Source organism: Haloferax sp. DFSO60, from assembly GCF_046557615.1.
Classification (GTDB): domain Archaea; phylum Halobacteriota; class Halobacteria; order Halobacteriales; family Haloferacaceae; genus Haloferax.
On record NZ_JBKIII010000001.1, the window covers coordinates 653,399 to 674,298 of the forward strand.

Genomic DNA, 20,900 nt, shown 5'->3' on the forward strand with positions numbered 1-20,900 from the left:
TTCCACCCCCGCAATCGTCGCGTATGTACGAGGCGGTCTACGCCCACCCGGACGGCGAGAGTACGGCCAGTCGCTTCGCCCGCGCCGCCGACCGGTACGGCTACGACGGAATCGTGATTCGCGCCGTCGATGCGCACCCAGAGTACGACCGCCTGCGAGACCACCTCGAAACGGACCTCGTCGATGCGGTCGAGATTCAGGCAAAAGACCCCGAACACGCGAGTGGTGCGGTCGGGAACTATCGCCCACAGCGTGAACTCGTTATCCTCCGTGGCGGGACGAACGCGCTGAATCGGTTTGCGGTCGAACAATCTCGCGTCGATGTACTCTCACAACCGATGCGTGAGAACGGCGATTTCAACCACGTACTCGCCAAAGCCGCCCGCGACCACGGTGTCCGTGTCGAGTTCGACTTCGGACCTGTGCTTCGGTCGGAGGGCGGAACACGAGTACAGGCGCTCTCGAATCTGCGAAAACTCCGCGAACTCGTGATGTACTACGATGCACCGTACGTCGTCAGCGCGGGCGCACGCTCACATCTCCAACTTCGCACACCGCGCGAACTGGCCGCACTCGGGGAGGTCATCGGATTCGACCGCGAGCAGGTGATGGATGGGTTACGAGAGTGGGGGCGATTGACCGCCCGCAACCGCGAGCGAGCGTCCGAGTCGTTCATTGCGCCCGGCGTCAAACGAGGTCAGTATGAAGAAGACGATTGAGGAACACGCCGCCCGCTTCTCGAAGATTGCCTCGCAGTACGACGAGTCCCAAGACTCCGAGGAGTACAAGGCCTGTGCGTCGCTCGTCGTCCACTACGCCAACCCCTCCTCGGACGATGTGGTCCTCGACCTCGGGACGGGAACCGGCGCGATTGCACTCGCTCTCGCTGGCGATGCCAAGCGCGTCATCGGCCGCGATATCAGCGAGGGCATGTTGGCAGAGGCCCAGCGCAAAGCCGACGAAGTCGGCCTCGACAACGTCGAGTTCGGTGAGGGACGCTTCCGCGACCCGAGCGTGGACGAGAACGTCGATATCGTCGTCTCCAACTTCGCCATGCACCACCTCGGAGACGAAGAAAAACGCGAGGCGATTCAGGTCATCGCTGACTTGCAACCGAAGCGGTTCGTCCTCGGCGACGTGATGTTCTTCGGGACGCCCGACCCCGACGAACCGTTCTACTCGCCAGAGGTTGACCTCCCATCGACCGTCGGATTCCTCGCCGATGCACTCACGGATGCCGGATTCGTCCTCACCGCCGTCGAAACCGTCCACGACCAAGTTGGCGTTCTAGTGGCCGAACGAGTCCCACTCGAATAGATGAAACACCTGCCAAAGCACCTCCGACCACGGTGGCGATACCTCGCCGTCGAAATCGAGGCGTGGCCCGATGCGACCCTCTCACGCGGGCCGTTCCAGCGCGAGTTGTGGTACGCCGCACAGAACCTCTTCGGCGACTCGGGGAGCGCAGACGCCGACTTGACCGTTCTCGGATTCGACTTCGAAGATGGCATCGCCCAGACAATTGTTCGCGCTCGTCGCGGCCACGTCGAGGCGGCACGCGCAGCACTCGCTTGCATCGACGACATTCAGGACGACCCGGTTGGTATCAGAGTGAGAGGCGTCTCCGGGACAGTGCGTGCCTGTTCGGAAAGGTATTTACACGACCGGACCGGATTTTCGAGGGAGAGAAACGTCGTGTTCGAGAACGAACCACGAACCGCCTTTGTCCGCGACTCACTCTTGGACATAGCGGGTTCTGACGGGTTCACGGGCGCGACGCAACTCGATTTCGAGTGATATTCATGCAGGGACAAGCACAACAGCAGGCGTACGACCGCGGGATTACCATCTTCTCGCCGGATGGCCGTCTCTATCAGGTCGAATACGCTCGTGAAGCCGTCCGACGCGGCACCGCGAGCATCGGTGTTCGAACACCTGAAGGAGTCGTCCTCGCGGCAGACAAGCGGTCTCGTTCGCCACTGATGGAACCGACCAGCGTCGAAAAGATTCACAAAACCGACGACCACATCGGCATCGCAAGCGCCGGTCACGTCGCCGACGCTCGCCAACTCATCGACTTCGCCCGTCGCCAGTCGCAGGTCAACCGCCTGCGCTACGGCGAGCCGATTGGCATCGAGACGCTCACGAAGGAAGTCACCGACCACATCCAGCAGTACACGCAGGTCGGTGGCGCACGCCCATTCGGTGTCGCCCTCCTCATCGGCGGCGTCGAAAACGGCACGCCACGCCTCTACGAGACCGACCCCTCGGGGACGCCTTACGAGTGGAAAGCAGTCTCCATCGGTGCCGAGCGCGGTGACCTTCAGGAGTACCTCGAAGAGAACTACCGCGACGACCTGACCCTCGAAGAGGGCATCGAACTCGCACTGGAAGCGGTCGCCTCCACCAGTGAAGACGGCATCGCCCCCGACGGCATCGACGTTGCCTCCGTCTCGACCGAGACCGAGCGCTTCGTGCAACTGTCGAACGACGAAATCGAGACGCACCTCGAAGCCAACGACCTGCTGGCTTCCGAGGAAGACGAACCCGCAGACGAATAATTCGTTTCGCGGTTTTGTTTTCGACTACGTGCTGAGCGGCTGCTTTTCGACTTGCACGCTGAGACACCGAGCGATGGGTCTCTCGAACCAATCGAAACGTGTGAAAAGACTGCGAGCGCGTTCAGTAGCCTTCGTAGGCGAGGTTCATCAACCACTGCGAGAACGCGTTACTGTTCGGGTTGATCTCTTCTTCACCGATGAAGGGTGAGAGCATGTCGCCAGCCATCAGCATCGCGAACTCGAGGTCGCGCGCGGTGGGTTCGAGATAGTAGGTGGTGTGGCCGTTGTAGACCGTCTGGGTTCGCTTGATAAGTTCGACCGATTCCAACACGTCAGCGATGCGGCTTCCCTTGCGGGAGGAGATGTCCAGTTCTTTCCAAAAGTCACTCTGGTGGATGCCGCCCGTCTCGCGGATGAGTTCAAGCCCTGCGTACTCATCGGAAGAAAGGTCAGATTCGGCTTCGCTCACACTCATAATACGTACACGTCGGGCGAGCGATTTAATGCTGACGTTCGACCGGTTCGAAGACAGTCTCACACGGCGGGCCATTGGCAAATTCGTACTCGAATTCGGTCGTCCCGAGCGTGATTACGGACGACGAACGCGTCCCGAATCGCTCTTCGGGGTCGTGGACGCAGACGCCGAAGTCGTGGTCGCCGAGGACCGATGTCGCCCGTTCGCGCCACGACTGCATCGACTCGCCGGGCTCGACTTGTAAGGCCTCCCAGACGCGCCGAGCGTTCTCGGCTTGCTGTTCTCCCACTTCTGGTCGTTCTGCGGGAACGAACCACGAATCGGGCGTCCCGACGTTGACGACGACGTGGACGCCGGGGTCGAAGTTCCGCACCGAGAGGACGCCATCCCACTCGAACATCAGCGCGGCGTTCTCGTCGGCGACGACGAGATTGAATCCGTCGTAGGTGTGGTCACGGACGCTCCGCTCGACGAATCGGGCGGCATCTTCGGCAGTCTCGTGCCGAAGCGCGTCGCGGACGAGGTGGCCACGGGAACGCTCGCCACCGCCTTCGACTTCGACCCAGCGGTTCGTGATGCCGACGAAGACACCCTCGTCGTTGTAGCCGACCCACGTGCCGCCCGCTTGCGAGTCGCGGGGAGCGACGATTGCTGGACCCTCACCGTCAGTCCAGCGCTGCGGTGATTCTGCGGGTCGCTCGAGGAGTTCGTCGCGGTTGGCAGCGACGACGACTGGCGCGTCTTCGAACACTTGCCACGCGAGGATGAGTGTACACACGCGTGGCGATAGGGACCGTGAGCGGAAAAACGTCTGTCTCCCGGTGGGACCGGTCTACTATTCTCTCGATTACTCGTTAGAACGCTCCTCGACGACCGATTCTAGCTCATCGACGCGCTGTTCGAGGTCTTCGACCTGCGAGTCGTCGGTCACCGAAAACCAGTCGAAAACAGATCGAAGGGCGAGGCCACCGACCAACAATACTACCAGTGCGAGTGGGACGAGAATGGCGACGAATCCAGGGTATTGTATCGGGAGTACGTACGAGAGGAGGGACATACTCGGGTGACTTTCGCGGGCGAAAAGAGTGTTCGGGTCACCTACTCTTCGAATCGACTCGGGTCCTGCGACGCGAGCGCGACGTTGACCGCCGCGACGTTCTCGGGCACGTCGTGGACGCGAACGATATCTGCCCCGCGGTCGGCGGCGATGGTCGTTCCTGCAATCGTCGCCGCGAGGTTGTCGCCCGTCTCTTCGCCGACGAGCGAGAACATCGACTTGTGCGAGTGGCCGATGAGAATCGGACAGCCAAGTGCACGGAACTCGTCCGCTCGGCCGAGGAGTTCGAAGTTCTCGACTTTCGACTTTCCGAAGCCGATGCCGGGGTCAACGATGATGTTTCGCCGTGGGACGCCCGCTTTCTCGGCCAATAACACGGTATCTGCGAGTTCGTCGATGATGTCCTCGACCACGTCGTCGTAGTCGATTTCGTGTTCTGGGACGACCGGCGCGTCGATGCTGTGCATGACGATAATTGGGGCGTCGCGTTCAGCGGCGAGGAATCGCATCTCGGGGTCTTCGAGACCGGTCACGTCGTTCAGGATATCTGCGCCCGCGTCGAGCGCAGCCTCCGCAACGGCTGCCTTTCGCGTATCGACCGAGATGAGTACGTCGAGGTCGGCGATGGCTTCGATGACGGGAGCGACGCGGCGAATCTCTTCATCGACTGGCACTTCCTCCGCGCCGGGGCGGGTACTCTCGCCACCAACGTCGATGATATCGACGCCCGCATCGACCATCGCCCGTGCCTGTTCGACCGCGGCCTCGATGTCGTAGAAGTCGCCACCGTCGTGGAAACTATCCGGGGTGATGTTCAGAATTCCCATCACCGACGTGCCGTCGTCCCACGGATAGCCGTGGTCCTCGTCGGTGTCGAAGCCGAGTTGCGCACAGAGGTCGTCGGCGAGTTCGGGAAGGCCGTGCGGGCGGTCACCGAGTCGGTCCACGAGGTGGGCAAACTGCGAGATGGTTCCCATCAACACCACGTCGATGAGTTCGCCTGCCGACGTGGCCCCGGAGATGGCACACTCGCCGCCGACGGCGAGCATATCCTCTCTGACGAGGTGTGCCTGTCGCTGCTGGACGCGCGTGCTAATGACGCGATGGACGCCGGACTCACGGGTGGATTCGAGCGTCTCGGCATCGACGTGTGCCTGTTCGAGCGTCGCTGTCGCCTCCTCGAGTGTTCGATGCACCTTCGGCACAAGCGCGCGCGTCCACGTCGTCCGCGCCTCTGCAACGCAGTAGAGCGACCCGGAGACGAGTACACAATCGTTCGGTCCGGCGTGTTCGCGTGCCCGTTTGAGCGCCGTCGAAACGGCGTGTTCGGCCGTCACGTCGGGAATGCCCGCATCTTCGAACACTTCGGTGAGGATTTCGGGTGACTCCGCCCGCGAGATATCGGCTTGGCAGGTCACGACCGACGCAACGTCGGGGAGTTCGGCGACCATCTCGCGGTGGTCTTTGTCGTGCATCGCGCCGTAGACGAGGTGCAGGTTCTCGTAGTCGAAATCTGCGAGAACGGTTGCGAGTTCGGCGAACGCGCCGGGGTTGTGCGCGCCGTCGAGGACGACGAGCGGGTCGGTGGACATGACTTCGAACCGACCTGGCCAGTAGGCCTTTCGTAGCCCTCGGCGAATCGCTTCGGTGTCGATATCGGATGCGAACTGGCGAGCGAGTGCGACGGCGATTCCAGCGTTCTGTGCTTGGTATCGACCGAGAACCGGCACGCGAACGTCGAGGTGGTCACCGTCGATATCGAGCGCAATCGAACCCTCTTGGTGCGAGACGCGGCCTTCGTACTCTGCTTGCACGTCCGCGTCGGTTCCGGCCTCGCCGACGGTTCGGACGTCGCCGACTTCCACATGGATGACGTCGAGAGCTTCACCGGTTGCCCCCGTCACGAGGGGGGCATCTTTCGGCGCGACGGCGGCTTTCGTCCGGGCGATTTCTTCGATAGTGTCGCCGAGAACGGCGGTGTGTTCGAGCGAGACGTTCGTCACCGCGCTCGCAACGGGCTCGACGACGCTCGTCGCGTCCAACTCGCCGCCCATGCCGACTTCGAGGACGGCAACATCAACGTCTGCGTCGGCGAAATACCAGATAGCGAGGGCAGTCATCGCCTCGAAGAAGGTGATTGGGTCGCCGTCGGCCGCGCGCTTGACGAGATATGGCTTGGCTTCGGCGACAAACTCACAGAGCGCGGATTCGGGAATCTTCCGCCCATCGACGCGGACCCGTTCGCGCACGTCATCGAAGTGTGGAGAAGTGTAGAGACCGACGTTCCGCCCGCTTTCACGGAGGATAGATTCGAGCATTCGGGCAGTACTTCCTTTTCCGTTCGACCCAGCGATTTGAACGAATGAGACGCCCTCGTGAGGGTCATCGAGGAACGACAGCAACCGCTGAATCGACTCGGTTCCGGGCTTGATTTTGAAGCGCCGGAGGTCGAAGAGGAAGTTCACCGCCTCGTGGTACTCCATACGCGAAAAACCCGCAGGGACGGCTTAGGCCTAACGCTCCGACCCCGCCGTCCGTCACCGAAATTACTGGTCGATGTGAACGACGAGTACCGGACAGCGTGCGTTTTCGACTACCCGCTCTGTGACGCTCCCGAGCGCCGCGAGTTGGTCGCGCCCCGTGCGCCCGTGCGTTCCCATCACGATGACGTCGATATCGTGTTCGTCGGCGTATTCGAGGATGACGCGGTGCGGGACGCCCTCGCGGATTGCCTCTGTCGTGGCCATCGTTCGAGGCATCTCATCGACGACGTCGTCTACTGCGTCGATGGCGTCCTCTCGCAGGAATTGGATGACTGCGTCCTGCTGGTCGCCACCGGCCGCGAGGTAGATGCGCTGGTCGATGACCGACAGCGCGTGAATCGTCGAGTCAGGTCCGGCGATTTCCTGGGCGTGAGCGAGCGCGTTCATCGTGCCGGGGCTTCCATCAGTCGGGACGAGTATGTGCTCGTACATGGACGTAGTTTCGACTCGTTAACACTTGAAGCTCTGTGGCAGTTCTGCGAGTTTGAGAATGAACCGAAAAGAAGAATGTTAGAGCGTCAGTCGTGTTTCGAACTTCAGACACTCCTTCAGTCCTTCAGTCGTGTCTGAAATCGCGTGAAACTCACTTCGTTCATCTCACTGACTTCCGGCTTTCCTTCATTCCATTCAGTCATGCCGGAAGCACCGAATCACTCCCTACGGGAGCGCTTCGAGCTTTAGGCTCTCCTTCGCTTCGCTCAGTCGTGCCTAAAGCACCTTTGTCCGGTCATCACCATCGCAATCCCGCGCTCGTTGCAGGCCTCGATGACCTTGTCGTCGTTGACGGACCCACCGGGTTGGATGACGGCTTCGATGCCCGCATCTGCGGCTTTCTCGACACCGTCCGGGAACGGGAAGAACGCGTCAGAGGCCATGACTGCGCCCTCTGGGCCTTTTCCTTCTGCGTGTTCTTCGGCTTTCATCGCGGCGAGGTGAACGGCATCGACGCGGGAGACCTGACCCATGCCGACGCCCACGGTTTCAGTTCCTTTGGCGAACAGGATGCCGTTGGATTTGACGTGCTTGAGGACCTTCCACGCGAAGAGCATGGATTCGAGTTGTTCTTCTGTGGGTTCGGTCTCGGTGACGATTTCGAGGTCGTCCATCGTGGGCACCCACGTGTCGCGCTCTTGGACGAGTCGGCCACCGACGAGGGACTTCTCGGTGTAGGTCTCGGTGCGCTCGCCGAGTTCGCCCACATCCAGTACGCGAAGGTTCTTCTTCTCGGTGAGTACGTCGAGGGCGTCGTCGGTGTAGCCCGGCGCGACGACGACTTCCTTGAACGAGTCGATGATGAGTTCGGCCGTCTCGGCGTCGCACTCGCGGTTGAGAGCGACGATGCCACCGAAGGCGCTCATCGGGTCCGTTGCGAGCGCGTCGGCGTAGGCGTCGGCGAGGGTGTCGGCGGTCGCACAGCCTGCGGGGTTGGTGTGCTTGATGACCGCGGCGGCAGGTTCGTCGAACTCCTTAATCAAATTCAGCGCGCCGTCGGCGTCGTTGTAGTTGTTGTAGGAGAGGGCTTTCGCACCTTGATTGAGTTGTGGTGCGCCGACGACGGATGCCTCGTCGCAGGTCTCGTCGATGTAGACCGCGGCGTCCTGGTGTGGGTTCTCGCCGTAGCGAAGCGTGTCGTAGCGGTCTTCGGAGACGACGCGCCGAGATGGAAGACCGGCGTCTTCGTCACCTTCGATGGAGACCTTCTCGTCTTCGACCGTCACGCGGTCTTCTGCGAACCAGCGGACTGCACGCGGGTAGGCTTTGAATTCGGCGTCGTAGAGGACGCGCGACTTGAGGGCGTCGGCGTCGTCCCCTTCGTAGACGGGGACGGCTTCCTGTGTCACGATTGGGCCAGCGTCAACTTCCTCGTTGACGACGTGGACCGTACAACCGGTGGTCTTCACACCGGCGTCGAGAACTTGCTCGTGGGCGTCCATGCCGGGGAAGGCGGGCAGGAGCGACGGGTGGACGTTGAGCGTCGTCGGCGCGCCGTCGAGGAACGTCGAGGTGAGAACGCGCATGTAGCCGTCGAGACACACGATGTCGAAGTCGTACTCCGAGAGGGCATCGAGGATGCGCTCTTCGTGGGATTCTCGGGATTCGTCGTCGCCGCGTTCGACGACGACTGTCGGGATACCACGCTCTTCAGCGGCTTCGAGTACAGGTGCGTCGGGCTTGTTCGAGACGACGACGCCGAGTTCCGCCCCGCCGGGGGCGCGGTCGGCGATGTTGCGCAGGTTTCGTCCACGGTTGCTCGCGAGACCGGCGATGATGACCATATTCAGTGAGCGTGCGGCATTCCTCAAAGTGGTTGCGGTCCTCGGAGGCCAAACTATACTCGATTGTGTTCATTTACTGGATTCGATAATCGAATTTGGGGCATTTAGAAGCACAATCGTGCATAAAAATCGCTCGGTCTCGAAGCCGAACCCCCGGCGTTTAACCCATGTGACCGAGAGCACTCAGCCATGACCACCGTTGACCGAAATAATCCGCTCTATGCGGTGTCACCGCTGGACGGGCGATACGCCTCTCGAACTGCGCCGCTGTCGCCGCACGTGAGTGAGGCCGCGCTCATGTGCGCTCGCGTGCAGGTCGAAGTCGAGTATCTGCTCGCGCTGGCTGACCTCGATGTAACCCCGGTTTCCTTCTCGGACGACGAACGCGCCGACCTTCGAGACCTGTACGAGAGCTTCGACGCCGAGGACGCCGACCTCGTCAAGCGCCTCGAAGTCGAAGGTGCGGAAGGGTACACCGCGACGAATCACGACGTGAAAGCAGTGGAGTACTTTATCAGGACAGAGACGCCGGAGTCAGTTCACCCGTGGATTCACTTCGGACTCACCTCCGAGGACGTGAACAACCTCTCGCACCGTCTGATGGTCAAGGGAGCGGTCGAGGACGTTCTCGTCCCCGAACTCCGGGCGATGCGCGACGAACTCGTCGAACTCGCACAGGAGTATCGAGACATTCCGATGCTCGCGCGAACCCACGGTCAACCCGCGACGCCGACGACGTTCGGCAAGGAACTCGCTGTCTACGCGTCGCGTCTCGGGCGCACGCTCGCTCGCGTCGAAGCGGCCGCCGACTCACTCTCTGGAAAACTCGCAGGCGCATCCGGAACCTACGCCGCCCACGTCGCCGCCTATCCGAACGTTGACTGGCGAACCTTCTCGCGTGAGTTCGTCACGTCACTCGGTCTCGACCACACCGCATTGGCGACGCAGGTCAACCCGTGTGACGACTTTGCCGCCCTGTTCGACGCCTTCCGCGGCGTCAACAACGTCATCATCGACCTCGACCTCGACATGTGGCTCTACATTTCGGACAAATATCTCGGCCAAGAGGCCGTCGAAGGCGAAACTGGCTCTTCGACGATGCCGCACAAGGTCAACCCCATCGACTTCGAGAACTCCGAAGGGAACTTGTCGAAGGCGAACTCAGACCTCACCTTCCTCGCAGACTACGTGACGACCTCGCGCCTCCAGCGCGACCTCTCGGACTCCACTGTCAAGCGCAACATCGGTGCGGCGTTCGCGCACTGTCTCATCGGCTACGGAAAGACGCAGAAGGGCCTCGGGAAAATCGTCCCGAACGAACACGTCATGCGCGAAGAACTGGACAACATGCCCGCGATTATCGGCGAGGCAGTCCAGACGATTCTCCGGCGTGAGGGCGACACGCAGGCGTACGAACGAGTCAAGAAACTCACCCGTGGTCGTGAAGTCACGCTCGAAGACTTCTACGACCTGTTCGAAGAACTCGACGTGGACGACGAGACGCGCGAAGAATTACTCGCGTTGACGCCCGCGACGTACGTCGGACTCGCAGACGAACTCGTCGGCGACCTCTAAAACGCACACGTCACATTCCAATTCGGTTTTTCGACATTCAGTGAGTCAGAAGCAGCGGCTGAAGAGTGTTATGGGGCATCACCCGGAGGCTGACAGGCACGGTGGAATGTCAGCCGTGGGTGATTGGGCACGGGTCGGTGAACGCGTACAATCGGGCTGGACTGGTGTTCCGCACGAGGCGGTGCGTCATGGGCTGGTCATGCAGACGCGTGGCGCTCACCGTAGTCAAATTATTTACTCGTCGTAGAATAAGTCTTTTGGTGGGGTGGTGCGTTTGGGAGGACATGCAAGCAATCGCTGTCAAGCGAGGGGAAGAAAAACCGGTCATCATCGAAAAGCCAAGACCGGAGCCTCAGCCGGGTGAGGCACTCGTTCGTACGCTCCGCGTCGGCGTCGATGGCACCGACCACGAGGTCATCGCCGGTGGCCACGGCGGATTCCCTGAGGGAGAAGACCACCTCGTCCTCGGCCACGAGGCAGTCGGTATCGTCGTCGACTCGAACGGAACGCACCTCGAAGAGGGTGACATCGTCGTCCCGACGGTTCGTCGTCCCCCCGCAGATGGGACTAACGAGTACTTCGAGCGCGGCGAACCCGATATGGCCCCCGACGGCATGTACGTCGAACGCGGCATCGTCGGCGAACACGGCTTTATGTCTGATTTCTTCACCTCTCCAGCAGAGTATCTGGTCCGGATTCCCGAGTCGCAGGCCGACCTCGGATTCCTCATCGAACCCATCTCCATCACCGAAAAGGCGCTCGAACTCGCGTATGCAAGTCGCTCGTCGTTCGAGTGGAACCCGACGAGCGGGCTCGTCCTCGGCAACGGCAGTCTCGGACTCCTGACGCTCGCCATGCTCAAAGCCGACGACAAGGGCTACGAGAACCTCTACTGTCTCGGCCGCCGTGACCGTCCAGACCCGACTATCGATATCATCGAGAAACTCGGCGCGACGTACGTCGATTCGCGGAAGGTTCCTGTAGACGAGATACCCGAGGAACACGAGTACATCGACTTCGTCTACGAAGCGACTGGCTTCCCGAAACACCCGTTCCAGGCCGTCCAAGCACTCGCCCCAAACGGCGTCGGTGCCCTGCTCGGCGTCCCGACCGACTGGGAGTTCGAAGTCGATGCCGGTGCCTTCCACCGCGAGATGGTCCTCCACAACAAGGCACTCGTCGGCAGCGTCAACTCACACGTTCGGCACTTCGAGAAAGCGACAGTCTCGTTCACGAAGCTTCCCCAGTGGTTCCGCGAAGACCTCGTCACTGGCATCTACGACCTCGAAGACTTCGAGGCGGCATTCGTTGACGACGACACGACTATAAAAACGGCCATCGAATTCGGTACTATATGAAGAATGTCGATGACCTCATCGCCAGCGCCAAGGAACTCGCAGACCGAGGCCTCTCGAAAGGCGAAATCGCCGACGAACTGAACGTCTCGCGTGAGACTGCAAGTTGGTTGGTCGAACGAAGCGGTGCGGCAACCAAACCCGAAACCCCTGCAGCGAAGCCCGAAGGTCCAGACGACATCCACGTCGATTGGAACGCAATCGGAAGCGGCGGCAAACGTCTTACCTACATCGGCCGCGCGCTCGCTGACCTCCTGACGGAGACGCACGAACCCGCAGAGGTCACCGTAGGTATCGAAAAAGCGGGTGTCCCACTCGCAACTGCCGTCTCGCGCGAACTCGAAACCTCGCTCGGGTCGTACGCACCTGCAAAGCACCAGTGGGAAGAAGGCGACATCGACGACCTCGGTGGCGGATTCTCTCGCAACTTCGCACAGGTCACAGACAAGCGCTGTTTCATCGTGGACGACACCGTAACGAGTGGCACGACGCTCAAAGAGACCATCGAGGCTATCCGCGCCGAAGGCGGCGACCCGGTAGCGTGTGTCGTCATCGTGGACAAACAAGGCGTGGACGAAATCGACGGTATCCCCGTGTACTCGCTCATCAACGTCGTTCGCGTCGGCGAACAGTAACGAAAGGCGACGGACGCAACCCCTTTGTCGGCCGAGGCGTAATGTGGGCCTATGACGTTCCAACCCGAGCAACTCGACGCTGAAGAAGTCAACGCCCGTGTCGAGGAAGCACTGGAGAACAACCACGTCGTCCTCTTTATGAAGGGCAACCGACTCATGCCCCAGTGCGGTTACTCCGCGAAGGCGCTCGAACTCATTTCGCAGTACGAAGACGAGTTCGAGACGGTCGACGTACTCCCCGCACTGCCGCAGTTCCGCGCCTCGCTGAACGAAGTGAGTGGATGGGAGACGATTCCGCAAACGTTCGTCGATGGCGAGTTCATCGGCGGCAGCGACATCCTCGCCGAACTCGACGAACGCGGCGAACTCGAAGCGACGCTCGCGGGCGACGCGTAAGGTTCGTTAGGTGTCGTTGACACTTTTGTCTACTGGCTGACTCGAAGAGTAGGCCATATAAGGCTCCGACTCCTACTTGCACACAGGTATCGCCAAAAACCGCGTGCGCGCCCGCACCGTGACGCTCGACGATACCGAAGCCAACAATGTCAGGCCGCGTATATCGACTCCATTCGACGTTGGAATTGCCACTCGAAGACGTACTTGATTACTTCGAGAATAATCCCGAACTCCCACCAGAGGTTGAGGATGTGGACATCACGCGCCGTAACAACACGCTCATCATCAAGGCCGTCTCTGCTGACGATAACCTCAGCAAGTACACGCCGACGGCCCAACTGAAAGCGAGTGTGACGGAAAACCGGGTGTACGAAGAAGAACCACCACGCGCAGGAGCACCGAACTGGGGTACCGAAGAAGAAGAAGAGATTCCATCGGAACTCGTCGAGTTCGCCTGTTTCAAAGGCGACCTCGAAACCGTTCTTCAGAACACCGCACTCCAGTACCCGATGTTCCTCGTTCTGCGAGAAGTGGCACTGCGCTCCGAGAAAGGAACGCTCACCGCCATCACCGAAGACGATGGTGAACTTCACGGAACCCGTATCGTAGAAGGTGAACGCCGCGCTGCATCCGTCGAGGTCGTTGAAAACCCACAACAGAATGGGTCCAGCGACACCGGTATCAACTGGCGCGACAACAAGTTCATCTCCTGAATCCCCCTTACTTCCGGTCTCCACGCTTTGCGTGGCGCGCGCACATTTTTTGTCATGGTTCGTGATAGCACGGGACAGTGGCGGTCTCGGCCAAAAATCATTTACACATCCTAATTATATCTAATTACGAGTCATGTCGCAAGCCTTCCCCGACTACCTCGACGTCGACTACACCGACGGTGAGGGTGAGACCCCGGATGATTATCCAGCAATCCAGGATAAAATCGAGAAAGCCATCGAGGTCACCAAGACGGGCCTCGAACAGTACGAGAACCCCGCCGTCATGTGGACCGGCGGGAAAGACTCGACGCTGACACTCTACTTCATCAAAGAGGTCGCAGAGAAGTTCGACCTCGAAATGCCTCCGACGGTCTTTATCGACCACTACCAGCACTTCGACGAAATCATCGACTTCGTGAAGTACTGGGCAGACGAGTGGGACCTCGAAGTCATCTGGGCACGCAACGAGAACGTCGGCGAGTACGTCGAAGAAAATGGTTTCGAACCCGGCGACGACATCGACATCTCCGAACTGAGCGAACACAATCAGCACCACGTCCGCGAGATTCTCGAATACGAAGACGAGACCTTCCCGTTCCTCCTCGACACCTACGTCGGCAACCATCTGCTGAAGACGGTGGCACTGAACGACACCCTCGAATCGCACAACATCGACGGCGTCATCTCGGGCATTCGCTGGGACGAACAGGAGTCCCGCGCCGACGAGACGTTCTTCAGCCCGCGACACGACCCGGACATCTACCCACCCCACGACCGCATTCAACCCATTCTCCAGTTCGAAGAGCGCGCCGTGTGGGACGCATTCTGGCACTTCGCCATTCCGGACACCGTCGAGAACTACCCTGACGAGGGCTACGTCCCCGAAAGCTCCGACGACCTCCCCGAGGGCGTCGAACAAACGGACATCCCCGTCTCGCCCAAGTACTTCGCTGGCTTCCGCAGTCTCGGCAGCGAAGTCTCGACGGACAAGTCCGCAGAGGAACCGGCATGGTTGCAGGACATGGAGAACACGACCGAGCGCGCAGGCCGCGCACAGGACAAAGAGGACCTGATGGAACGCCTGCGTGACCTCGGTTATATGTAACGACGTTTTTGCACGTTCGGGGTCGCTCCGCGACCCTCTCACCGCAAAAACCTCGACTAAAAAGACCCCGAGTGACTCGCTTCGCTCGCACTCGGTGCAATTCAGGTCACATTTTCCGCCCCGACCCACTGACCTTGTTCTTCAGCACCTAACGCCCGCTAGGCGGCGTCTAACGTCGCGTTAGCCCGAAAACATAGATAACGTCTCCCGACCATGCGTGTTGCATGGCTCTCACGTTCCCAGACTATCTTAGCCTGGATTACACCGAGGGACGAGACCAAACCGCAGCAGCGTACCCGACCCTCGAAGACAAACTAGAGAAGGCGGCGATGGTCACCAAGACCGCCCTCGAACAGTACGAACGCCCCGCAATCATGTGGACCGGCGGAAAGGACTCCACTGTGGTCCTCTACGTCGTCCGCGAAGTCGCCGCCGACATGGGCATCGAAGTCCCACCCGTGGTCTTTATCGACCACTTCGAACACTTCGACGAGACCGAGCAGTTCGTCTACGACTGGGCCGACCGCTGGAACCTCGACCTCATCGTCGCCCGCAACGAGGACTTCGCCGGTCGCGGCATGGCCCCCGGCGACGAGATTCCAGTCGCCGACCTGAGCGAACACACGCAAAAAGAACTCGCCCGCCTCGGCTATGAGAAAGACACCCTCGTCCTCGACGCCGACACCTTCGAAGGCAACCATCTCCTGAAGACCGTCGCACTCAACGACGTCATCGAAGAGTACGGCTTCGACGGCATCTTCTCCGGCGTCCGCTGGGACGAACAGGACGCCCGCGCCGACGAGACGTTCTTCAGCCCACGCCACGAGTCCGAGAAGTACCCGCCCCACGACCGCGTCCACTCCATCCTCCAGTTCGCCGAGGCTGACATCTGGGGCGCGTTCTGGAACTACATCGTCCCCGACAGCGTTCCTGACTTCCCCGTCGGCCACGTCCCCGAAAGCACCGCGGACCTCCCCGAGGGCGTCGAACCCGCCGACCTCCCCGTCTCGCCCAAGTACTTCGAGGGCTACCGCTCGCTCGGCACCGAATCCGGGTCCGCGAAGACCGACGACCGACCCGCATGGGTCCAAGACCTCGCCGCGAGCAAGGAACGCGCAGGCCGCGCGCAGGACAAAGAAGACCTGATGGGCCGTCTCCGCGACCTCGGCTATATGTAACGACCGACTTTTTTACTCGCTCGGGGTCGCTCCGCGACCCGTCGCGGCAAAAACCTCGACTAAAAAGGTGCCGAGCGACTCGCTTCGCTCGCGCACGGTGCAGTATCTTTGGAATTTCTCGGTTCTTCTGAAACGATGTAATAGTGATGTTTTATTCAAACTGTGCGGAATACAGGACGCGAGGCGTGTATAGTTGTGGAACCCGATTAACCGGGACAGCCGATGATACAGTCAAACGTTAGTACATAGCCGATTCCCAGAGCAATGACCAAGAGAACAGCGAGGAGAAGGAGTGTTAGAAGCCCGTTGTAGGTAGGGGGTCGTTCTTGTTCGCTCATATGACTCTTGTTTGCCACGTTTGATAGAGAACAAATAGTTGGTTCGGTCGTGCTGCATACACCCTCGACATCCAGCACACAATTCTTGTCGTGCTCGGAGTGTTTCAGCAAAGAGAAACCATAACTCACACCGTAGCGCCTATCTCCCCCGATTCGCTACCGACCCCATGGAAGACGAATGGGTTAGTCTCTTTTCCGGGGGCAAGGACTCCTCGTGGGCGCTCTACCAGGCCCTCGAAGAAGGTCTGAACGTCACCCGACTCCTCACCGTCCACCCGAGCGACGACTCCTACATGTACCACGTTCCGGCGACCGAACTCACCACGCTGGCCGCCGAGAGCCTCGGTATCGAACTCATCGACGTACACCCGGGCGACCTCGAAGCCTCGTCCGCATCCGACTCGGGCGAACAGGGCGACGCAGAACTCGAACCACTCGAAGCCGCACTCACCGACCTCCAATCCGAAATCGACATCGCGGGCGTGACTGCCGGTGCAATCGAGAGCGAGTTCCAGACCAATCGGATTCAGGGGATGTGCGACCGCCTCGGTATCGACCTCTTTGCACCGCTCTGGCAGGAGAACCCCCGCGAACTCGGCGATGCGATGCTCGATGCAGGGTTCGAAATCACCATCATTCAGGTGGCGGCCCACGGCCTCGACGAATCGTGGCTCGGCCGAACCTTGGATGCAGACGCACTGGACGAGTTAGAGAAACTCCACGATGAGTACGGCGTCCACATCTTGGGCGAAGGCGGCGAGTTCGAGACGCTCGTCACCGACGGCCCGCACATGGACCGCCCAATCGAACTCGAATACGAGACCGAGTGGGAAGGCACCCACGGCCGACTCAAGATTACGGACGCGTACCTCGGCTAGAGAATCCAGCGACCAGACTCAAAAATTCAAAAAACGAGTTTCGACGCGACGACTTATTCTTGGGTCAACCGGGAGTGCGCGCCGATGAGCGCGTTCGAGAGGTCGAGGTTCTCGATGAGCGTCTCCTCGTCGACGATGGACTGTTTCAATTCGGCGTTGCGGATAGTTGCGCCGGGGAAGACGACCGACTCTTCGAGCGACGAGCCTTCGACGACGGCGTCTTTCATGATGTGGACGTTGGTGCCGAGTTCGGTGTCGGTGACCGTCGCCGACTCGTGGATGAAGTTCTCGCCGCCGAGATACCACGCGACTGCATCGAGGTAACTCTGTGGCGTGCCGATGTCGAACCACGCGCCGTCGAACGTGTAAGCGAACACGTCGCCGTTCTGCTGGAGCCATTGCATGAACCAACCGGGTTCGTCTGGGTTGTTGTCGCTCGCAAGGTATTCATCGAACTTCGGCAGGTCGTCAGCGGGGATGGCGTAACACGCAATCGAGACGAGCGTACTCTTCGGGTTGTCGGGCTTCTCCTGGAAGTTGACGACGCGATCACCGTCGAGTTCGACCAGTCCGTACGACTTGGCGCGTTCGAGGTCTTTCACGTCATAGGCGGCGAGACACGGCTCGTTCTTGTCGTAGAAGAAATCGACGAAGTCCGCCACGTCGAAGCTGATGAGGTTGTCACCGGCGATGACGACGAGGTCTTCTTCGACTCCCTCGCGGTCGATGAGTTGGGCAAGGGCACCAACCACACCGAACTTCTCGTCTTCTTCGCTCGTGTCTTCCACAGAGAGCGTTGGCTTTTCGAACGACGATTCGGCGATGTAGTTCTCGAAACTATCTGCGAATCGCTCGTTCGTACTCACGAATACTTCAGAGACGCGGTCGTCTGCTTCGAGGTCTTCGAAAATCGTGTCGATGACTGTCTGCTCACCAACCGGGAGGAACATCTTCGGCCGGTACTTCGTAATCGGCCACATACGTGTCGCATACCCACCAGCAAGGACAACTGCTTTCATACGTTGAAATCAGACCACGGGGGCAAGGCCTTTTCCCATCATGTCTGAATAGCTGACATTTTTGAAACCCGGCGGAACAGATTTTCGTCTCCGACTCGAACGGTCGGTGATGACAGATTCGGAGGCCGCCACCACCCGCCAGCAGATTGCTGATGCACTGCGGGAAGACCCTGCTACTGCCTCGGACCTCTCGACCACCGTCGGCGTCCCAGTGTCGTCCGTCTACGGTCACCTCCAGCACGTCGCACAGTCGGTCCACGGCAACGGCGAACAGTTCCTCGTCGCCCCACCAGAGTGCCGCAACTGTGGCTTTAGCGCCTTCGACGACCCCGTAAACTACCCCTCGCGGTGTCCGGAGTGTCGAAGCGAAGGTATCGAAGAAGCAGTGTTTAAAATCGAGTAATCGGGTGTTCGAACCCAGTTTTTATTCGCCCAGTTCGTCCAAGAGTGCCTGCGCTGCCGCGGACGAGGAACCGGGACCGCGAGCAGTAATCAGGTCGCCATCGACCGTCACGCTCGTCTCGGAGTCGAGTTCCGCGTCCCAGAGACCACCGGCGGCCTTCACTTCGTCTTCGACCCAGTACGGAAGTTTTCGCCCGTCAGGCATCCGGTCTTGCTCGTCCACGATGTCTGCTTCCCACTCGTTCGGGAAGCCAGTCACCTCGCGACCATCGACGAGGAACGAGCCATCTGCCTCGCGGGTGAACCCGAGGATACCGACGGCGTGACAGACGACGAGTGCCTTGCTTTCTTCGCCCGCGACTGCCTGCAAGAGGGCTTGGCGAGCGTGACGGTCCTGATTGACGTCCCACTCGGTTCCGTGGCCGCCGGGGAGGACGACCGCGTCGTAGTCGCGGGCATCCACGTCGGCGAGTGCTTCGGGATTCTGCATGCGCTCGTCGTTCTCGTGAATCTCGACGACGTGTTCGGCGAGTTCTTCTCCGACGCTCCCGGGGTCGACCGAGCGCTCGTCGATGACTGGAACGCCGCCCGTCGGCGTCGCCACAGTCACCTCGACACCCGCATCGACGAGCGTCGTCAGTGGCTCGATACACTCTTCGCCCCAATAGCCTTCCTCGCTGACGATGAACAGTGCTGAGGTCATCACCACCACGTACGAACTCGCGAGAAAAAGGCTCCGTGGTGGCGGAAAGCCACCGTGGGTTCTCGCAGACGTATCCGTATCGAGCGAGTCGTTCGAGACAGAAAACAGCGTGTAGTCTGCCGGTTAGTCGTCGCCGTGTTCGTCGACGATGACGACCTGACCGTCTTCGACTTTCACGTTGATGAGCGTCTTGACGTGGTGGTCGGTGTCGTCGAGTTCGTTCGGGCCTGCCTTCTTGATGATGGCGACGGTGTCCACGACGTCTGCGCCGATGTGGTCGAGCGCGTCGAGGACGGCCGTCATGGTGCCACCGGTCGAGAGGACGTCGTCGAGGACGAGGACGCGGTCGCCCTCGCTCACGTCGTTGATGAACATGTCTCCCTCGGAGTAGCCGGTCTGCTGGTGGAGTGAAACCTCGCCGTCCAGTCCGTACTCGCGCTTGCGGATGACGACGAGCGGGATGTCGGTCATGAGCGAGACGGCGGTGGAGATGTGGATACCCATCGCCGCAGGGGTGACAATCTTGTCAACGTCTTCGAGGTTGACCTTTCGAATGATTCGGATGACGATTTCGCGCAGGAGGCCGGGTTCCAGCATCGGAACACCGTCACTGATGGGGTGCACGAAGTACTCGTAATCGCCTTTTTCGATGATTGGCGCGTCGAGAAGCGACTGCCGCAACTGGTCCATGTCGCCCGTTCCCCGGGTTAGGCATAAAATGTGGCGGTTCGGCGGGAGTCGGTGACAGAGACCCACGATGGACGGTATCGACTCACGTGGCGTGCTGGTCGACGAAGAATGGAGTCGCGTGAGCGTGGTCACTCATCGCATAATCGAAGTCGGAAAGAACAGTTCCCGACTCGTTACATCCCGCCGAGGAGGTGGGACGCAGTCTTGACCAGCGGTTCGGCTGGTTCGTCATCTTCGACGAAGAGCAACATACCGCGGCCGCCGCAGTACACCTGCAGGACAGCGTAGTCCCCTTCGTCTTCGAAGCGATACTCGACGCTGTTTTGCACCGGGCTGAGTCCCGAAAAGAGACCCCGCTCCATGAACTCACGGCGTGTTTCTTCTGCGAGGTCACTCAAGTGTGACACGAGGTCGCTTCGTGATTCGAACGCTGTCCGAACGGACTCGCCGACGTGAAAGAGGTCGAACGATGTCGCGCCGTACACAGCAACCAGTGGAACGTCCCCCTTCGACGTTTCCTGAATTGCGTTCATCACGAACTCGCTTCGTGGACCCGGCGTATTGACGGAAGCCATCCGCGCTGGGTCAATTATCATGCAATCCCACCTCGGTCTGACGCTGCGCGTCTCCCTGCCCGGAGCGCGCGCCTGGACCTACCATAAATAGTGATAGTCAGATAGTCATATAAAACTAGAGGTGAACTTTCATCAACTACGGATATTTGGAGTTAAGAACTTCCTAACGCCCAGAAAAATGGCCATACAAGGGCGATAACCCACAATTCAACAATTGGTGCTACCTCTCAGAAGGACGATTATTTGCATGTAATTGAGTGGTTCAAGCGACGAATATGTCAATTACATAATCATGGACTGAGCAGGTGAAACCCCTGGTCGTTTGCGGTGAAAATAGTCGGTGAAATATGCCGTATTCGGCCACCTAAGACCGCCGTACTGCCGACGGCTTTGGCAACACCTAAGTCTGCTCTACTCACAGATGCG

At 60.0% G+C, this 20,900-nt stretch carries 23 protein-coding genes; 13 read left to right on the top strand and 10 right to left on the bottom strand.

All coding sequences use genetic code 11. The features are described 5' to 3' along the window. The first annotated feature begins 23 nt into the window (after positions 1–23). Genes ACK509_RS03445 through psmA form a run of 4 tightly spaced genes read left to right on the top strand, consistent with a single transcriptional unit; the run spans position 24 to position 2,561 of the window. Positions 24–719, top strand: coding sequence for an RNase P subunit p30 family protein (locus ACK509_RS03445; RefSeq protein WP_410765098.1), 696 nt, complete (start codon positions 24–26; stop codon positions 717–719). Next, entirely contained in the window at positions 703–1,317 is a 615-nt protein-coding gene (locus ACK509_RS03450; protein ID WP_410765099.1) for a class I SAM-dependent methyltransferase, read from the top strand. Before ACK509_RS03445 ends, ACK509_RS03450 begins: the two co-directional genes overlap by 17 nt. Next, on the top strand, positions 1,318–1,797 hold the full coding sequence (locus ACK509_RS03455) for an Rpp14/Pop5 family protein (protein WP_410765101.1): 480 nt from the start codon (positions 1,318–1,320) through the stop codon (positions 1,795–1,797). 5 nt (positions 1,798–1,802) lie between these two features. Then, positions 1,803–2,561, top strand: a complete 759-nt coding sequence (psmA, locus tag ACK509_RS03460) for an archaeal proteasome endopeptidase complex subunit alpha (protein ID WP_410765102.1) — start codon at positions 1,803–1,805, stop codon at positions 2,559–2,561. Between the two features lie 121 nt (positions 2,562–2,682). Here psmA and ACK509_RS03465 read toward each other — a convergent pair whose 3' ends face one another. The 6 genes from ACK509_RS03465 to purH form a co-directional block, all read right to left on the bottom strand. Next, entirely contained in the window at positions 2,683–3,036 is a 354-nt protein-coding gene (locus ACK509_RS03465) for a helix-turn-helix transcriptional regulator (protein ID WP_410765103.1), read from the bottom strand. A gap of 25 nt (positions 3,037–3,061) precedes the next feature. Beyond that, complete coding sequence (locus ACK509_RS03470; RefSeq protein WP_410765104.1) at positions 3,062–3,814, bottom strand: NRDE family protein; 753 nt, start codon at positions 3,812–3,814, stop codon at positions 3,062–3,064. A 69-nt stretch (positions 3,815–3,883) separates the two neighbouring features. Then, positions 3,884–4,093 (bottom strand): hypothetical protein, encoded by a 210-nt coding sequence (locus ACK509_RS03475; protein ID WP_410765105.1) that lies wholly within the window; start codon positions 4,091–4,093, stop codon positions 3,884–3,886. 41 nt (positions 4,094–4,134) lie between these two features. Continuing rightward, positions 4,135–6,576, bottom strand: coding sequence for a dihydropteroate synthase (gene folP, locus ACK509_RS03480; RefSeq protein ID WP_410765106.1), 2,442 nt, complete (start codon positions 6,574–6,576; stop codon positions 4,135–4,137). 63 nt (positions 6,577–6,639) lie between these two features. Then, positions 6,640–7,068: a universal stress protein gene (locus tag ACK509_RS03485; RefSeq protein ID WP_410765107.1), complete on the bottom strand. Its 429-nt coding sequence runs from the start codon at positions 7,066–7,068 to the stop codon at positions 6,640–6,642. Between the two features lie 266 nt (positions 7,069–7,334). Continuing rightward, positions 7,335–8,912 (bottom strand): bifunctional phosphoribosylaminoimidazolecarboxamide formyltransferase/IMP cyclohydrolase, encoded by a 1,578-nt coding sequence (purH, locus tag ACK509_RS03490; protein WP_410765108.1) that lies wholly within the window; start codon positions 8,910–8,912, stop codon positions 7,335–7,337. Between the two features lie 189 nt (positions 8,913–9,101). On the opposite strand from purH, the gene purB reads away from it, so the two are divergent. The 8 genes from purB (at position 9,102) to ACK509_RS03530 (ending at position 17,085) form a co-directional block, all read left to right on the top strand. Continuing rightward, positions 9,102–10,487 (top strand): adenylosuccinate lyase, encoded by a 1,386-nt coding sequence (gene purB, locus ACK509_RS03495; protein ID WP_410765109.1) that lies wholly within the window; start codon positions 9,102–9,104, stop codon positions 10,485–10,487. A 284-nt stretch (positions 10,488–10,771) separates the two neighbouring features. After that, the gene (locus ACK509_RS03500) at positions 10,772–11,845 is read left to right on the top strand and encodes a glucose 1-dehydrogenase (RefSeq protein WP_410765110.1); all 1,074 of its coding nucleotides are present in this window, start codon (positions 10,772–10,774) and stop codon (positions 11,843–11,845) included. Next, positions 11,842–12,477, top strand: coding sequence for a transcriptional regulator GfcR (gene gfcR / locus ACK509_RS03505; RefSeq protein WP_410765111.1), 636 nt, complete (start codon positions 11,842–11,844; stop codon positions 12,475–12,477). The genes ACK509_RS03500 and gfcR overlap by 4 nt, the downstream gene beginning before the upstream one ends. A gap of 51 nt (positions 12,478–12,528) precedes the next feature. Continuing rightward, positions 12,529–12,873, top strand: coding sequence for a glutaredoxin family protein (locus ACK509_RS03510; RefSeq protein ID WP_410765112.1), 345 nt, complete (start codon positions 12,529–12,531; stop codon positions 12,871–12,873). A 146-nt stretch (positions 12,874–13,019) separates the two neighbouring features. After that, complete coding sequence (locus tag ACK509_RS03515; RefSeq protein WP_410765113.1) at positions 13,020–13,586, top strand: hypothetical protein; 567 nt, start codon at positions 13,020–13,022, stop codon at positions 13,584–13,586. Positions 13,587–13,719: 133 nt separating this feature from the next. Next, positions 13,720–14,691, top strand: coding sequence for a phosphoadenosine phosphosulfate reductase family protein (locus ACK509_RS03520; protein ID WP_410765114.1), 972 nt, complete (start codon positions 13,720–13,722; stop codon positions 14,689–14,691). A gap of 224 nt (positions 14,692–14,915) precedes the next feature. Next, the gene (locus ACK509_RS03525; protein ID WP_410765115.1) at positions 14,916–15,869 is read left to right on the top strand and encodes a phosphoadenosine phosphosulfate reductase family protein; all 954 of its coding nucleotides are present in this window, start codon (positions 14,916–14,918) and stop codon (positions 15,867–15,869) included. Positions 15,870–16,374: 505 nt separating this feature from the next. Beyond that, positions 16,375–17,085 carry a diphthine--ammonia ligase gene (locus ACK509_RS03530; protein WP_410765116.1) on the top strand — a complete coding sequence of 237 codons (711 nt, stop codon included), beginning with the start codon at positions 16,375–16,377 and terminating at the stop codon, positions 17,083–17,085. 53 nt (positions 17,086–17,138) lie between these two features. Here the strand turns inward: ACK509_RS03530 and ACK509_RS03535 are convergent, their stop codons facing one another. Further along, on the bottom strand, positions 17,139–18,104 hold the full coding sequence (locus tag ACK509_RS03535) for a sugar phosphate nucleotidyltransferase (protein ID WP_410765117.1): 966 nt from the start codon (positions 18,102–18,104) through the stop codon (positions 17,139–17,141). A gap of 109 nt (positions 18,105–18,213) precedes the next feature. Between ACK509_RS03535 and ACK509_RS03540 the strand changes: the two genes are divergently transcribed. Continuing rightward, entirely contained in the window at positions 18,214–18,507 is a 294-nt protein-coding gene (locus ACK509_RS03540; RefSeq protein ID WP_410765118.1) for a transcriptional regulator, read from the top strand. 21 nt (positions 18,508–18,528) lie between these two features. Here the strand turns inward: ACK509_RS03540 and ACK509_RS03545 are convergent, their stop codons facing one another. The 3 genes from ACK509_RS03545 to ACK509_RS03555 form a co-directional block, all read right to left on the bottom strand. Beyond that, positions 18,529–19,209, bottom strand: coding sequence for a type 1 glutamine amidotransferase domain-containing protein (locus ACK509_RS03545; RefSeq protein WP_410765119.1), 681 nt, complete (start codon positions 19,207–19,209; stop codon positions 18,529–18,531). A gap of 123 nt (positions 19,210–19,332) precedes the next feature. Further along, a complete protein-coding gene (gene hpt / locus ACK509_RS03550) occupies positions 19,333–19,899 on the bottom strand; it encodes a hypoxanthine/guanine phosphoribosyltransferase (protein WP_410765120.1) in 567 nt (188 codons plus the stop codon). A gap of 173 nt (positions 19,900–20,072) precedes the next feature. Then, a complete protein-coding gene (locus ACK509_RS03555; RefSeq protein WP_410766243.1) occupies positions 20,073–20,474 on the bottom strand; it encodes a hypothetical protein in 402 nt (133 codons plus the stop codon). Positions 20,475–20,900 lie beyond the last annotated feature (426 nt).

What these genes read in the sequence shown, in the direction of transcription:
- ACK509_RS03445 (WP_410765098.1), top strand. Translation starts at nt 24, where the DNA reads ATGTACGAGGCGGTCTACGCCCACCCGGACGGCGAGAGTACGGCCAGT.
- ACK509_RS03450 (WP_410765099.1), top strand. Translation starts at nt 703, where the DNA reads ATGAAGAAGACGATTGAGGAACACGCCGCCCGCTTCTCGAAGATTGCC.
- ACK509_RS03455 (WP_410765101.1), top strand. Translation starts at nt 1,318, where the DNA reads ATGAAACACCTGCCAAAGCACCTCCGACCACGGTGGCGATACCTCGCC.
- psmA (WP_410765102.1), top strand. Translation starts at nt 1,803, where the DNA reads ATGCAGGGACAAGCACAACAGCAGGCGTACGACCGCGGGATTACCATC.
- ACK509_RS03465 (WP_410765103.1), bottom strand. Translation starts at nt 3,036, where the DNA reads ATGAGTGTGAGCGAAGCCGAATCTGACCTTTCTTCCGATGAGTACGCA.
- ACK509_RS03475 (WP_410765105.1), bottom strand. Translation starts at nt 4,093, where the DNA reads ATGTCCCTCCTCTCGTACGTACTCCCGATACAATACCCTGGATTCGTC.
- folP (WP_410765106.1), bottom strand. Translation starts at nt 6,576, where the DNA reads ATGGAGTACCACGAGGCGGTGAACTTCCTCTTCGACCTCCGGCGCTTC.
- ACK509_RS03485 (WP_410765107.1), bottom strand. Translation starts at nt 7,068, where the DNA reads ATGTACGAGCACATACTCGTCCCGACTGATGGAAGCCCCGGCACGATG.
- purH (WP_410765108.1), bottom strand. Translation starts at nt 8,912, where the DNA reads ATGGTCATCATCGCCGGTCTCGCGAGCAACCGTGGACGAAACCTGCGC.
- purB (WP_410765109.1), top strand. Translation starts at nt 9,102, where the DNA reads ATGACCACCGTTGACCGAAATAATCCGCTCTATGCGGTGTCACCGCTG.
- ACK509_RS03500 (WP_410765110.1), top strand. Translation starts at nt 10,772, where the DNA reads ATGCAAGCAATCGCTGTCAAGCGAGGGGAAGAAAAACCGGTCATCATC.
- gfcR (WP_410765111.1), top strand. Translation starts at nt 11,842, where the DNA reads ATGAAGAATGTCGATGACCTCATCGCCAGCGCCAAGGAACTCGCAGAC.
- ACK509_RS03510 (WP_410765112.1), top strand. Translation starts at nt 12,529, where the DNA reads ATGACGTTCCAACCCGAGCAACTCGACGCTGAAGAAGTCAACGCCCGT.
- ACK509_RS03515 (WP_410765113.1), top strand. Translation starts at nt 13,020, where the DNA reads ATGTCAGGCCGCGTATATCGACTCCATTCGACGTTGGAATTGCCACTC.
- ACK509_RS03520 (WP_410765114.1), top strand. Translation starts at nt 13,720, where the DNA reads ATGTCGCAAGCCTTCCCCGACTACCTCGACGTCGACTACACCGACGGT.
- ACK509_RS03525 (WP_410765115.1), top strand. Translation starts at nt 14,916, where the DNA reads ATGGCTCTCACGTTCCCAGACTATCTTAGCCTGGATTACACCGAGGGA.
- ACK509_RS03530 (WP_410765116.1), top strand. Translation starts at nt 16,375, where the DNA reads ATGGAAGACGAATGGGTTAGTCTCTTTTCCGGGGGCAAGGACTCCTCG.
- ACK509_RS03535 (WP_410765117.1), bottom strand. Translation starts at nt 18,104, where the DNA reads ATGAAAGCAGTTGTCCTTGCTGGTGGGTATGCGACACGTATGTGGCCG.
- ACK509_RS03540 (WP_410765118.1), top strand. Translation starts at nt 18,214, where the DNA reads ATGACAGATTCGGAGGCCGCCACCACCCGCCAGCAGATTGCTGATGCA.
- ACK509_RS03545 (WP_410765119.1), bottom strand. Translation starts at nt 19,209, where the DNA reads ATGACCTCAGCACTGTTCATCGTCAGCGAGGAAGGCTATTGGGGCGAA.
- hpt (WP_410765120.1), bottom strand. Translation starts at nt 19,899, where the DNA reads ATGGACCAGTTGCGGCAGTCGCTTCTCGACGCGCCAATCATCGAAAAA.
- ACK509_RS03555 (WP_410766243.1), bottom strand. Translation starts at nt 20,474, where the DNA reads ATGGCTTCCGTCAATACGCCGGGTCCACGAAGCGAGTTCGTGATGAAC.